The 13,328-nt window shown below is 60.5% G+C and carries 14 protein-coding genes; 9 read left to right on the plus strand and 5 right to left on the minus strand.

The window, feature by feature from the left end:
- Positions 1–40 precede the first annotated feature (40 nt).
- A complete protein-coding gene (locus K0U62_06720) occupies positions 41–1,120 on the plus strand; it encodes a potassium channel family protein (protein MCH9801208.1) in 1,080 nt (359 codons plus the stop codon).
- Between the two features lie 26 nt (positions 1,121–1,146).
- Here K0U62_06720 and K0U62_06725 read toward each other — a convergent pair whose 3' ends face one another.
- Entirely contained in the window at positions 1,147–1,842 is a 696-nt protein-coding gene (locus K0U62_06725; protein MCH9801209.1) for a sugar transferase, read from the minus strand.
- 362 nt (positions 1,843–2,204) lie between these two features.
- On the opposite strand from K0U62_06725, the gene K0U62_06730 reads away from it, so the two are divergent.
- The 5 genes from K0U62_06730 to K0U62_06750 all read left to right on the plus strand — a co-directional run bounded on the left by K0U62_06730 (position 2,205) and on the right by K0U62_06750 (position 6,994).
- On the plus strand, positions 2,205–3,359 hold the full coding sequence (locus K0U62_06730; protein ID MCH9801210.1) for a glycoside hydrolase family 3 protein: 1,155 nt from the start codon (positions 2,205–2,207) through the stop codon (positions 3,357–3,359).
- 41 nt (positions 3,360–3,400) lie between these two features.
- Positions 3,401–3,934, plus strand: coding sequence for a bacterial proteasome activator family protein (locus K0U62_06735; protein MCH9801211.1), 534 nt, complete (start codon positions 3,401–3,403; stop codon positions 3,932–3,934).
- 15 nt (positions 3,935–3,949) lie between these two features.
- Positions 3,950–5,257, plus strand: a complete 1,308-nt coding sequence (serS, locus tag K0U62_06740) for a serine--tRNA ligase (protein ID MCH9801212.1) — start codon at positions 3,950–3,952, stop codon at positions 5,255–5,257.
- 26 nt (positions 5,258–5,283) lie between these two features.
- Positions 5,284–6,087, plus strand: coding sequence for an HAD family hydrolase (locus tag K0U62_06745; GenBank protein ID MCH9801213.1), 804 nt, complete (start codon positions 5,284–5,286; stop codon positions 6,085–6,087).
- A 400-nt stretch (positions 6,088–6,487) separates the two neighbouring features.
- The gene (locus K0U62_06750; protein MCH9801214.1) at positions 6,488–6,994 is read left to right on the plus strand and encodes a C40 family peptidase; all 507 of its coding nucleotides are present in this window, start codon (positions 6,488–6,490) and stop codon (positions 6,992–6,994) included.
- Positions 6,995–7,074: 80 nt separating this feature from the next.
- Here K0U62_06750 and pheA read toward each other — a convergent pair whose 3' ends face one another.
- Together pheA and K0U62_06760 are read right to left on the minus strand one after the other, a co-directional pair.
- Positions 7,075–8,010: a prephenate dehydratase gene (gene pheA / locus K0U62_06755; GenBank protein ID MCH9801215.1), complete on the minus strand. Its 936-nt coding sequence runs from the start codon at positions 8,008–8,010 to the stop codon at positions 7,075–7,077.
- Entirely contained in the window at positions 8,007–8,435 is a 429-nt protein-coding gene (locus K0U62_06760; GenBank protein MCH9801216.1) for a DUF4446 family protein, read from the minus strand. Before K0U62_06760 ends, pheA begins: the two co-directional genes overlap by 4 nt.
- 53 nt (positions 8,436–8,488) lie before the next feature.
- On the opposite strand from K0U62_06760, the gene larB reads away from it, so the two are divergent.
- Together larB and larC are read left to right on the plus strand one after the other, a co-directional pair.
- The gene (gene larB, locus K0U62_06765) at positions 8,489–9,202 is read left to right on the plus strand and encodes a nickel pincer cofactor biosynthesis protein LarB (protein MCH9801217.1); all 714 of its coding nucleotides are present in this window, start codon (positions 8,489–8,491) and stop codon (positions 9,200–9,202) included.
- A gap of 46 nt (positions 9,203–9,248) precedes the next feature.
- Positions 9,249–10,454, plus strand: coding sequence for a nickel pincer cofactor biosynthesis protein LarC (gene larC, locus K0U62_06770; protein MCH9801218.1), 1,206 nt, complete (start codon positions 9,249–9,251; stop codon positions 10,452–10,454).
- A 206-nt stretch (positions 10,455–10,660) separates the two neighbouring features.
- Here larC and K0U62_06775 read toward each other — a convergent pair whose 3' ends face one another.
- Together K0U62_06775 and K0U62_06780 are read right to left on the minus strand one after the other, a co-directional pair.
- A complete protein-coding gene (locus K0U62_06775) occupies positions 10,661–11,509 on the minus strand; it encodes a glycerophosphodiester phosphodiesterase (GenBank protein ID MCH9801219.1) in 849 nt (282 codons plus the stop codon).
- 40 nt (positions 11,510–11,549) lie between these two features.
- Entirely contained in the window at positions 11,550–12,914 is a 1,365-nt protein-coding gene (locus tag K0U62_06780; GenBank protein ID MCH9801220.1) for an FAD-binding oxidoreductase, read from the minus strand.
- Between the two features lie 233 nt (positions 12,915–13,147).
- Between K0U62_06780 and K0U62_06785 the strand changes: the two genes are divergently transcribed.
- A partial coding sequence (locus tag K0U62_06785) for a hypothetical protein (protein ID MCH9801221.1) occupies positions 13,148–13,328 on the plus strand: 181 nt, incomplete at its 3' end.

Raw genomic sequence — 13,328 nt, forward strand, 5'->3', positions numbered from 1 at the left:
AAAGCAAACCGCAGCCGCCCAAGGCGGCTAACGTCGGAGTGTGGCCAGCGGAAACGACGTCGAGGACTTCGGTGGGCGACTAGTTTTGCCCCGTCGTCCAGTACGGCCGCTCCGGCAAATTCTGACCCGAATCTCGATAGCGGTAGCCTGCGTGCTGACCACCACGATAGTGGTTTATCTGGATCGCGACGGTTACCAGAATGCTGATCTCGGCACCATGACTTTCTTGGATGCGCTCTACTACGCAACCGTTTCACTGTCCACAACGGGCTACGGTGATATTTCACCGGTGACACCATCGGCACGATTCATCAACGTGTTTGTCATCACGCCGCTGCGATTCGTATTCCTGATCACCCTGGTCGGGACTGCCATCGAGGCACTGACCAAGCGAACCCAGTACGACTGGCGAGTTCGGAAGTGGAGAGACAAAATGTCCGATCACACCGTGATCATTGGTTTCGGGGTAAAGGGTCGTAGCGCGGTGCGCTCACTGCTGGACAGTGGTGTGTCTCCCTCGCGCATCGTGGTGGTGGCAGAAGACGACGAAAGTGTCCGCGAAGCGGCCGAGCAGGGCCTCACCGCCGTTCAAGGGGACGGTCGCAGAGAGGCGGTTCTCGCCCAAGCTGGTATCAGCCGGGCCGGTCGGGTCGTTATCGCGGCTGATGATGATGCGACAAGTGTGCTCATCACCATGTTGAGTAAGCGTCTTGCTCCACGCGCCACTGTGGTGTCTGCCGCTCGCGAGACCTCTAGCGCTCAGTTCCTGCGAGATTCCGGGGCTGACGGTGTCATCGTTACCGCGGAGGCCGTCGGCCGCCTGCTGTCCTTATCACTGGTTTCTCCCACTGCCGGGCGCCTGATGGAGGATCTGCTGGACTCCTCCAAAGGCCTAGAAATGGTGGAAAGAGAAGTAAGCAGTGCCGAAGTCGGCACCAGTCCAGAAGAGTTGGATGCCCGGGGCGAGTTGGTCCTCGGCGTGATTCGGGAAGGCGAACTCAATCGCTTCGACGGCAAGGTGATCAAGGTGTTGAACCGTGGCGACCGTGTTGTGGTCATCCGCCAATCAAGCAGCAGTGCCGATTTACTGAACCTCGATGCAAGCAATGGAGACGCTTGAGGCTCGTATTGTGAGTCGGTCTGCTCCTAGTAGGCGCCCTCACCGCGAAGGACGACCGACACGGTGCGCCGGATGATGTCGAGATCGAATCGCGTCGACTGCTCATCCACGTAGCGCAAATCAAGTTCCATCCGCTCGGTCCACGTGGTCTCCTTGCGGCCGCTGACCTGCCACAGACCGGTCAGGCCCGGAGTCGCATCGTGGCGACGATGGTGCGGGCGCTCCAACAGCGCTACCTCACGCGGCAACATCGGGCGTGGGCCAACGATCGCCATTTCGCCGCGCAACACGTTGAGCAGCTGCGGCAACTCGTCCAGCGACCAGCGCCGGAGGAAGTTACCGACCCGCGTAATGCGGGGATCGCTGCGGTACTGATCGGTCATGTCCTCATCTGGGGTACCCAGCGCTTCATCTCGCAAGGCATCCGCGCCGGGAACCATGGTCCGAAACTTGAAGAAGGGAAAAAGTTGTCCGTGCAGTCCCACTCGGTCTTGGCTGAAGAACACCGGGCCTCGGCTACCGACCTTGATGAGTAGCGCGATTACGAGAAACACGGGTAGCAGCGCGAATAGCAACAAGCCGGCAAGCAGTCGATCACCGAAGTGACTCCGATTGGGTGCCGTAACTTCGCCGCTGGTACGTGGTGCCGGGATTACTACGCCACTGCTTCCTACGGGCACCTTGACGTCGAGTAACTGAGGCGTGATTTCGGCGATAGCCATCTTGTTCCTCCCAAAACGTGTTGACTACTTTTCGTAACACTCCTGATTGAAAGGCATCCGGCTAGGCCTGCACAAATTTCGGCAGTAACTACTACCTGTTGCCATTTAATGACTACTTTACGTAAGTGACTCTTTGATTTGGGGGGTGTTTCTTGACTACAGAATCAGAATCTGCTGATTATAACTACTCTACGTATTGCTGTGATTACATGACTTGACTGTATCCAAGTGACTACTCTACGTAGCCTTATCGAAATCTGTCAGGCAGTTATCGCCGAGAGGGGAGGCGTTCGATCTAGTTACCGATCGAATCTGCGTGGGTCGTAGCCGAAGCTGACCCGGTGACTTACTAACCTGAGGTGGTGAACTACGTCGTGCAAGGCGTCCTCGTTGCCCTCGTGGCCGCTGGATTGGGTCTAACCGGTTGCGCAGCCACCCCGGCCGCCGAACCGCCTAGCAGCAACCCACCGACACCTGCCCCCTCGCCCACGACACCCGTCTGTTCGCAAGAGCAGGAAATTGCGAAGCTGCCGCTCAAGCAGCGGGTGTCGCAACTACTGATGGGTGGTGTCACGACCCACTACGGTCAGGTGGCGCTCAGCGATGCCATCGACGGAGTCGCCCGCGGCCACGTCGGAAGCGTGAACTTCCTCGGTACCGACAGCGGCCTCTACGCCGACGGTCAACTGGCCTTAGTCAATGCGGCCAGCGGCGAGATTCCGCCGTTTCTCGCCGCAGACCAAGAAGGTGGTCGGGTGCAGCGACTCAAAGACACCATCGGCTACGTCCCCTCGGCTCGGGAAATGGCCAACACGATGACTCCGGCGGAGGTTAAGAAGGAAGCGCGTCGAATCGGACAACAGATGAGCGCGTTGTCGCTCAACATGAATCTCGCACCGGTGGTGGATGTCTCGAGCCAGGCCAGCTACGAAGTTATTGGTGATCGGTCGTATGGCAATACTCCGGAGCAGGTCACTCGCTACGCGGGCGCCTTTGCGGAAGGCATGCGGCAAGCCGGAATAGTTCCCGTCCTGAAGCACTTTCCTGGACTAGGTACCGGGACTGGCAATACTGACGAAGAATCTGCCCAAACCGCGCCACTGGACCAACTTCGAAAGTCGGAATTCCTGCCTTATGAGACATTGCTCAAGGAGTCTCCGGTGGCCGTCATGACAACCAACGCAGTCGTGCCCGGTTTGTCACAGGGAGAACCAGCGTCGCTCGCCAGCCCCACCTACAAACTTCTCCGAAGCGAGTTTGACTTCGACGGCGTGATCATGACCGATTCACTATCGGCCTTGGCCATCCTTAACAATCGCAGCCTGGCAACGGCGGTGGAACAAGCAATTGCTGCCGGAGCAGACATGGCCATCTGGGACGAAATGCGGCAAGCCAAGGAACTTCAACGAACCTTGACCCAAGCAGTTCGTCAAGGTCGCATCCCCGAAGCACAGGTCAACGAATCGGTGCGACGCGTTTTAGCGCTCAAGACCGTTGACTTGTGCGCCGACCGCTAGCCTCGCGCTGCAACACCAAGATTGGGTGCCAGAATCAAGCTATGACACCCGAATCTCAGCCCGCAGATCCAAACGTGATCGTCGTCGGCCCCGACGGCGATCCCATCCAACAACCGCAGGATGACACTGTGGCGGCTGAGGTTGGTGTGACCGATCTGGTTGAACAGCCAGCAAAGGTGATGCGCATCGGTTCAATGATCAAGCAGCTTCTCGAAGAGGTCCGCGATTCACCGCTGGATGAGGCCGCCCGCGAACGATTGCGCGAGGTACATGCCCGCTCGGTAGCGGAACTGGAAGATGGGCTCGCCCCAGAACTCGTCGACGAGCTAGAACGACTATCGTTGCCGTTCGGGCCCGACAGCACTCCATCGGATGCCGAACTTCGAATTGCTCAGGCGCAACTGGTCGGCTGGCTGGAAGGCCTATTTCACGGCATTCAGACCACGCTCTTCGCTCAACAGATGGCTGCTCAGGCTCAGCTGCAGGAAATGCGTCGCCGAGCGATCGGCCCCGGTGGTCAGAGTCAATCCGAAGATGGCCAGCCCAGACGTCCTCCCAGCGGCCCCTACCTGTAGCCCTAGGCTGTTGGCATGATCGAATCCCGTCTTTTGCGTTCGGATCCGGACGCGGTTCGCGAGTCCCAAACTCGCCGTGGCGCCGATCCCGCTGCGGTTGACCGATTCTTGGCCGCAGATCAACGGCACCGACTGGCTCTGCAGCAGTTCGAGGAACTGCGGGCTCAGCAGAAACAGCTAAGTAAGCGGATCGGGCCGGCACGGGGTGCAGCGAAACGTGGTGAACTCGACGCTACCCAGCAATCGGAGTTGGACGCGTGGATGGCTCAGGCGGAGCAGCTTGCGGGGCAGGTGAAGCAGGCAGAATCACACGCCGCCGAACTCGAACCCGAGGTCCGGTCTGCCGCAGTGGCGATCGACAACCTGGTTGATTTGCGGGCTCCGGTCGGCGGCGAGGAAGATTTCACCACTGTCGCCACCGTAGGAAGTCCCCGAAATTTCGCCGCGGAAGGCTTCGAGCCACGGGATCACGTGGAGATCGGGCGCCTGCTTGGAGCCATCGACACCGAGCGAGCGGCGCGAGTTTCCGGCTCTCGCTTCTTTTACCTCACTGGTGATGGCGCACTTCTCGAACTCGCGCTGCTCAACCTTGCGATGAGTCTGGCGGTCAAGAACGGTCTCACCCCCGTGATTCCACCGGCGCTGGTTCGGCCCGAGACCATGGCAGGTACGGGATTTCTGGGTCAAGCTGCCGAGAACGTCTACCACCTCGCCGATGACGACATGTATCTAGTAGGTACCGCTGAGGTCCCATTGGCAGGAATGCACGCCGGAGAGATCTTGGACGAAACTGCACTTCCGCTGCGGTACGTCGGCTTCTCCCCCTGCTTCCGCCGCGAGGCCGGTTCCCATGGCAAAGACACCCGCGGAATCATCCGCGTGCATCAGTTCGACAAGGTGGAGATGTTCACCTTCTGCCAACCGGAGCACGCCGAGACGGAGCATGAGCGGTTGCTCGGATGGGAGCGGGAATTCCTCGACCAGTTGCAGCTGCCCTATCGGGTAATCGATGTGGCTACCGGTGATTTGGGTGCCAGCGCCGCTCGCAAGTTCGACATCGAAGCCTGGATTCCCACGCAGGGTCGCTACCGAGAAGTGACCTCCACGTCCAACTGCACGACCTTCCAGTCTCGGCGGCTGAATATTCGGTCACGTACTGACGGCAGCCCACAGCACGTCGCTACCTTGAACGGCACCCTGGTGGCCATGCCACGGGTCATCGTCGCTTTGCTGGAAAACCATCAGACCGCCACTGGGACCGTCCGCATTCCCGAGGCGCTGCGGCCGTTCCTCGGCGGCAGGGAAGTCTTCGAGTTGGCATGACTCCACGACGGCTTTCGGGTGTATCGGTGCTCGCCACCGACTTGGACGGCACCTTACTGCGATCCGACGGTTCCATTAGCGACAAGACCCGGGCAGCCATCGCAACCGCTCACGACCGTGGCGTGCGCACCCTCTTCGTGACGGGTCGACCGCCTCGCTGGATGGCGCCAGTCGTGGCTGCCACCGGCCGCAGTGGAATTTCAGTCTGTGCCAACGGTGCCGTGACCGTGGACTTAAGCACCGACACCGTGCTTACTAGCGCCGCCATCCCTGCGACAGTCTTGGGCGAGGCCATGGCGACAATCGGCGACCTGCTCGACGGCAGCTTCTACTTCGCTGCCGAGCAGGCGCTCCCCGGGCCCATCGCGGCCACCGGGCTGTTCCCGGAACCAGGTTTTGTGCCGCCGGATCGACCGGTAGCGCAAGTAGCTGATCAGCCACTGTATGAGATTCCCGGTGTTGTGAAACTACTCGTCCGCACCGAGGGGGCCACTGAGCAAACAGCTGAACTCGCGGGCCTTGTCGCTACGGCCCTCGGCGGGACGCTCAATGTGACTCATGCCAGTCGAACCCACCAAATGTTGGAAATATCCCGAGCAGGCGTAGACAAGGCCACCGCCCTTGCGAACTTGGCTGCGGATTGGTCGCTACCACCGGCGCAAATTGCCGCTGCTGGTGATATGCCAAATGACATTCCCATGATTCGTTGGGCCGGTCACGGTGCGGCAGTAGCCTCGGCCCACGCGGATGTGGTGGCAGCCGCAGATGAAGTTATCCCAGATCCAGAGCAGGACGGAGTGGCTGACCTGCTCCAGCGATTGCTTCCCTAATAGCGGACGCATAGCGGCCCCGTGCCCTAGGTCACAGAAAAGTAACAGGACTTTCACGCCAGGTAATCGCCCACTCTGCTGTCTCGCTTGACGACGGCAGCCTTCTACGGAATCCGCGGCAAAATTGGCTACTTGGTGTCACATTTGTCCCCCTTTCATCTCAAACTCGTCTCACATTCATCCGTTATACGTGCGTTCACCTTTCGTGTCGCCGCCGAATTGGGCATCTTTCGGGGGTCGGTAAGTCCGACATCGAGCGAAATCCGCTTCGGCGCCTCTACCCGCGGCGCTGCGCCCTGACCGGGGCGTTTCCAGGGCCCACCGGGGCCCTTTTGGACAACACGGCCTCCGGGCCTAGGGAAAGTACGGCCCAAAACAGGCCCGATGAGAAGGAGTAACCATGGTTGCCACGCGCACTCGACTGATCGTCGGCACCGCTGTCGCGGCAGTCGCCGGCGCGGCGCTGGTGGTCGCACCCCCCAGCTCTACGACCGCCGAAGCTACGAGCCGGATCACGGTCAAGAACAAGCAAAAAGCCGTCAAGGTGCGGCGTGACATCGTCAAGATCGCCAAAAGCAAAGTTGGTAGCCGGTACGTGCTGGGCTCAACCGGACCCAGCACCTTCGACTGCTCCGGCCTAGTGGTGTATTCCTTTAGGAAGGCCACCGGAAAAACGCTGCCGCGCACCTCATACAGCCAAAAGGCTGCGGTGAAACGGGTCAGCGCAGCAAAGCGCAAGCCCGGTGACTTGGTCTTCTTCAACGGAAACGGCCACGTAGCGATCTACATAGGCAAGAACAAGATTGTTCATGCCTCAACCTCCCAGCGCGGGATCCGCGTGGACCGAATTAGCGGCTGGTACACCAATACAATGACTGGCTACGGCCGGGTGATTCAGAAGCGCTAATGCGACAACGCACAATGCCAGCGGTGGTGAGATCCGAAAACCTCACCACCGCTGGCATTCTTAGATCGTCTTTGATCGGATCAAGATTCACCGTTGCGAATCCGGGTCAGCCAGTCACTCGCCTCCTGATAGTCGGCGTTGCTCAGCCCCGATGGAACGTTTGTGGGTACGCCGTCCCAACGCGGATAAGAACCTAGGAAAAGCACATCAGCACACACCCGCCGCAACCCCAACAAGGCTTCACCGACGCGGGTGTCGGCAGCGTGGCCCTCTATGTCGATAGAGAAGCAGTAGTCGCCTAGCGCGTGTCGAGTGGGCCGTGACTCCACCCGCGTCATATTGATTCCCCGCACCGCCAATTCGGTCAGAATCTCCAACAAGGCTCCGGCACGGTTCGCGTGGATGTAGAGCACCAAGCTGGTTTTGTCTGCTCCGGTGGCAGCCGGTAGCGGGCCGGGCCGACCTACGCCAACAAAGCGCGTGACTGCCTCGCGGTTATCGGCGATATCCGATGCGATGACCTCCAACCCATACTGTTCGGCGGCTGCCGTCGTTGCTATGGCCGCATCAAACCCCGGCTCCCCCGGGGTAGCCAGCGCCATGGCGCCCGCAGCGGTTGAATCGGTATGCGCTACCCCGGCCTCCGGATAGTTGTCGTGAATCCACCGCCGGCATTGAGCAGCGGCATGCGGATGAGTCCCAATCATTCGCACCGGACCTTTACTCTGCCCAGGCGCCACCATGAGCGCAAAACGCACTGGAATGGTGATCTCAGCCGCGATCCGCAACGGCGGCTGAGCCGCGAGTTCGTCCAGTGTTCCTGACACTGAGCCTTCAACGGAATTCTCGATCGGCACGACCGCGAGGTCGGCCTCCCCCGACCTCACCTGGTCCAAGGCGGCCATCACCGACGTCGCAGGAGTGGTTGTCGCCTCGGCAAGTTTCGGCATAGCGGCTACGGCCATCTCCGAGAAAGTTCCGGGCGGACCGAGATAAACGACTTCGGTTGTACTCATTGGTCACCTCCGCGCATTGCGTTGCCCACAGCGTTCGCCTCTTCCGGTGACAGTTCTCGCTGCGAGCCATCAGTTGGGGGCGGCACCTGCTTGACATAGGAACGCGTCTCACTGCGGCCATGAATAGTAGTGAGTACTAGCCCACAACCATCGTCATCGAGTACCGCTGCGCTGAAAGACAGCCGACCACCGAGATCCTCGAAAGCATCGTAGTGGACGACAGCCACTCGGGATAAGCCACGATCGAACTTCCCAGTGGCAACAGTCGCGAGCTGCGTTCCAGCAGCGTCGGTATCCTCACCGCTACCAACCGAGCCAATTGTCACCGAACCAGCAGGTTCACCTACCCACCGCTTGACTCGACCTTCGACTACATCGACTCGGCGAAGTGCTATCACCGCGACAATCAGCCCAACTACAGCCAAAACCAGAGCAACTACGTCCACGTCACTAGCCTATCCGCACTAAGGTGCTAGCCATGTCCTCTGCGGATTCTCACGTCGCCAATATCGGCTTTGCCCGTCTCGATATCGACCGCCATTCCCGAACCGGCGATCCCGAAACGGTCTACGGTGCCGGCAAGACCGAAGACCAGATCACCGCGATCCTGTCTCGGCTGCACCATGCCCATCCAGATCGGGCAGTACTCGCCACTCGCGTTCCCGTCGAAGCCATCGATCGGATCTGCGATGCTGTCGAGGCGGATGTGGTGCGCGCCGACGCTGGAGCCCAAGCCATCGTCGTGGGGCCACTGCCGCAACCGGTCGGAAGCGTAGCCGTCATCAGTGCCGGTACCTCCGACAACCAGGTAGCGGCAGAGGCCGCTCTCACTGTCGCGGTACACGGCGGCGAGGTCACCCGGATCTCAGACGTGGGCGTGGCCGGTCTGCATCGAATCATGGCGGTTCGCGATGAGTTGAATCGACACGACTGTCTGATCGTCGTGGCGGGTATGGAGGGCGCCTTACCCAGTGTTGTGGGCGGACTCACCGGAACACCACTGGTCGCGGTGCCAACGAGCGTCGGCTACGGGGCCTCGCTTCAGGGCATCGCCGCCTTGTTGGGAATGCTGAACTCCTGCGCTCCGGGAGTTGTCGTCGTCAATATCGACAACGGCTACGGAGCGGGCGTGCACGCCGCTCGAGTGGCCCGGCAATCGACACGGTCCGCGCCCCCAGCCAGCGACAACTGATCTATTTGCGGCCCACAACCCACCATGTCGCCCCTAGGCTGAAGACATGTCAGTCCTACACCTCGACCCCACCCTGGGCTCAGCTGGGGACATGCTGCTGTCTGCGCTGGTCGACCTTGGCGCTGATGAGCAACTCATTCGGCGCAGCGTCGCCGCTATCGCTCCTGAGGTCAGCCTGTCCTTTCACCAAGTCCAGCGGGCTGGCTTACGGGCACTTCAACTGAACTTGCAGTTCCCCCAGGCCGAATCGGCCCGACCGTGGTCAGTTATCCACGAGTTGCTGACCGCTGCAGACCTGACCGAAGAAATTCGGGAAAAGTCACTGGCGGTCTTCGGCCGCCTCGCTGCCGCCGAAGCCAGCGTCCACGGTGTTGCGGTTGACTCGGTGCACTTTCATGAAGTTGGCGGCACCGATGCACTCGTGGACATCGTCGGGTGCTGCGCCGCCTTGGCTTCGCTGGCTCCTGAGACGGTCACGGCCGGCCCCGTGGCCGTTGGCTCCGGATACGCCCACACCGCCCACGGACATATTCCGGTTCCCGCACCTGCCGTGCTTGACCTACTGACCAACAGCGGTGCGCGACTCATTGCCGGACCGGCAACCTTCGAATCTTGCACGCCCACTGCGGCTGCCCTGTTGACGACCTGGGTCAACGATTGGGTACCGGGACCCGCCCTAGTGGTCGACCGAGTGGGAGTAGGGGCTGGCAGCCGCAACCCCGCGGAACACCCCAATATTGTGCGAGCCCTGCTTGGAACGACAGCACGGCACACCGGGACCAGCCCCGGGGCAGCGCTGTTGGAGTGCAATGTTGACGACATGGAACCTCGGCTGTGGCCTGGGGCACTGCAATCGCTGTTGGCGACGGGTGCCCGCGATGCCTGGCTGACCCCCATCCAGATGAAGAAAGGCCGGCCAGCCTTTACGTTACATGTCCTGTGCAGTCCTGATCGCGCCACCGAGTTGGCCAAAGAGGTGGTTCGGCAGACCACCACCATTGGTCTGCGCATTAGCGGAACTCCAACCAACGACACCGCCCCTCCCATCACCAAGTTCGCCGCGGAACGGCGAATGGAAACCGTGACGGTGCTAGAAATACCGATTCGGGTCAAGGTCGCCGAACTCGAGGGCGAGGTGGTGAACGTGCAACCAGAATGGGAAGATATCGCTGCCGTAGCCCGGAACACGAAAATCCCAGCCAAAAAGGTTCTCCAACTCGCAATTGCGGCCGCTCGTCCGCTCTGGACATAACGATTCCGCAGCTTTGCCCGCATTTCGAAGGCTATGGGGACCCTCTCTTGGCAGTGGAGACCGGGTGGGATAAAGTCGTAGACGTTCGAGCGTCACTATATCCCCCGTTGGTGGCGCTCGGACTTTTTATTTGCGGTTAATTATGGCGCTGGTACCGCAACCGAGGCCCCCTGTCCGGCCCGAGTCACTGAACCGCGGCCCGCAGATCACTCCCTAAACTGATCCACTGGCGCGACCTCGTCACTGAGTTCTGCCCAGCATTCCGAACGCCATTGCAACGCATCACCCGGCCGGTTACTGATAATCGCGGCGACCCCGCTTCTCATACAGAGTTCAACGTCCGCCTTGGTATCAACTACCCAAACATGAACTGGCCGCCCACGCTGCTGCCACAGCCGAACCACATCGGGCTGGTTGCGCACGATGTCCACCGAAGGCCCCGCAATGCGGGTGTCGTAGGGGAGTTGACCCGAGCGCAGTAGCCGCGGTGTCTGTTCCATCAAATAGACAGTGGGAACGCCCGGTGCGAGGTCGCGCATCCGCCGCATGGCAACCGGCGAAAATGACATCACGCGCACCTGGGTCGCTTCCTCTTCCGGTCGGTACAAACCAAAGTGCTGTAGCCGGTTGACCAGCGCCTGTTCGGTAAAACCGCCGTACCGAGTCGGATGTTTGGTCTCGATGGCAATTTCGAGTCGGCGCGGCGAATCGACGACAATCTGCAGTAGTTCATCCAGTGTCAAGACCGAACGCCCCTGCAGCGAGCCCGTTGGATCGGGCGGCTCAGCGTCGCCGTGCTGCCAGGAGCTGAAATCGTATTGCCGCAACTGCGACAGCGTTTTGTTGGAAACCCGCCCGCTGCCGTCGCTGGTGCGATCAATCCGACTGTCATGCACACAAACCAGGTGACCATCAGCTGTAAGTCGAATGTCACACTCCAGCGCTTCCGCTCCCTCGCCAATGGCCTGCAGATAGCCATTCAGGGTGTGCTCCGCGATCTCTGCAGCAGCACCACGATGAGCCACTACCTGGGGCCAGGAGGGGCGAAGCGTCATGTGGCCAGCATGACCGATGACGCAGCCGGTGGCATGGCAATCACTCTCGTGTCCGATCTTCCGTGAGGAGAACACCGGGATTCAGCCGGCTGTGCGGATCGAGAGCTGACTTGATAGCACGCATCGCAGCGATTTCTGCCGGGTTGCGCCGCAGCGCTAGATACCGGGCCTTGTCTCGACCCACCCCGTGCTCGGCCGAAATCGATCCACCCAGACCGGCTACCAACTGCAGCACCCGATCAGTGGGATCTTCGGCAACACCGGTGGGCAGCTCCAGCTGCAAGTGAAGGTTTTGTTCGCGGATATGACCGAAGACACCCAGCCGCCCCGAACTATCGGATGCAATTTGCTCAACGTCCTGGACAAGTTCGTCCAGCGCCGCTGTCGGAACACTCACATCAAACTTGAATGAGACGCCCGATTGGGCAGTCCAGAATTCACTCTGCTGCTCGCGCACCGCCCATAACTGTCGTCGATCACTTTCGTCCACAGCAATGATCAGTCCAGGGGAATCGGTGACGACTGGGGTTAGGCCAGCAGCCTCACCGCCATCACCTACCTCCAGCAACGACACGTAGCCGTCACCGGTGTGCGGCAATGGATCAGTCCCGCCAAACATTTGGGCCCCACCCCGCCAGCCGGCGATATCGATCACCTCTGCCGCCAAGAGTGGACAGCCCGGCCGGGTTGCGCGGGCAGCGATCGCGGCAGCCGATCTGAGATCTGAAACCGGAAAGGCAACCAGGGTCGCGGCCGGCGGAGTTGGCCAGAGGCGCAATCGCACTGCGGTGATGACGCCCAGCGTTCCCTCCGAGCCGCACAACAAGCTAGCCAAGTCGTAGCCAGTGTTGTCCTTGGCAAATCCATGCAGATCAGACACCACCGCACCTTCAGCTAAGACTGCCTCGATCCCCAGCAGTTGATCTCGAGTGGTACCAAATGCGCAGACTCGGATTCCGCCGGCATTGGTCGCTACCGTGCCGCCGATTGTCGCGCTCTCTCGAGCCGCGAGGTCCACTCCGTAGCACCAGCCAGCCGCCGCTGCCGCTCGCTGCACGTCTGCCAGTGGTGTTCCCGCGAGCGCAGTCAGCCGACCGCCCACCTCATCTAGTTCGGTGATTCCGACAAGCCGAGTCAACGAAACCAGCAATGCGGATGGGGTATTCGCTCCAGGAATAGATCCACCAACGAGGCCGGTGTTCCCGCCTTGAATTTGTACTGGCACCCCAAACTGGGCTGCGGTCTGCAGAACTACTGCCAGCGCTGCAGTCGACTCCGGATACACAACGCCACAGACCGACCCGCCGCTGCGCCCCATCCAGTCAATGAGTTGCCCGGTGGTCGCAGCATCGGACACACTGGTAGACCCGATTTGATCCCGGAGACTGCTCAGCAAACTAGTCATGCTGACCTCACTTGGCTACTCGTCCCGCCCCCCAACTTACCGGCATCCGCTACGGCGAGCGTCCCCTCCGCCCTGAGATGAGCCAGACGCTATCCAGTTACTTTCTGTAGTCACTCGTAAGCACCGCGTTCAATATCTCGCGTTGTCGACGTAATTCCTATCCGATTCGTGGCTCAGCACAGGTTTTTCGGAAAAAAATTCCCCAAAAACCGGAAGAGGACTACTCTAGGTACATGAAGAAAATTATCGCGAGCGCCGCAGGCGCAATACTCATGACCGGCATCGCGGTTGGTCCTGCCCTGGCGGACTACCCGCCCCAGACCGGCGGAAACACCACCCCTGATACCACTCAAACAACGACCGGCGGAACTCTCGCCCAAACGGGATCCGACGCCACCACACTAGGACTGCTCG

The sequence above is a fragment of the Actinomycetes bacterium genome (genome assembly GCA_022599915.1).
Lineage (GTDB): Bacteria > Actinomycetota > Actinomycetes > S36-B12.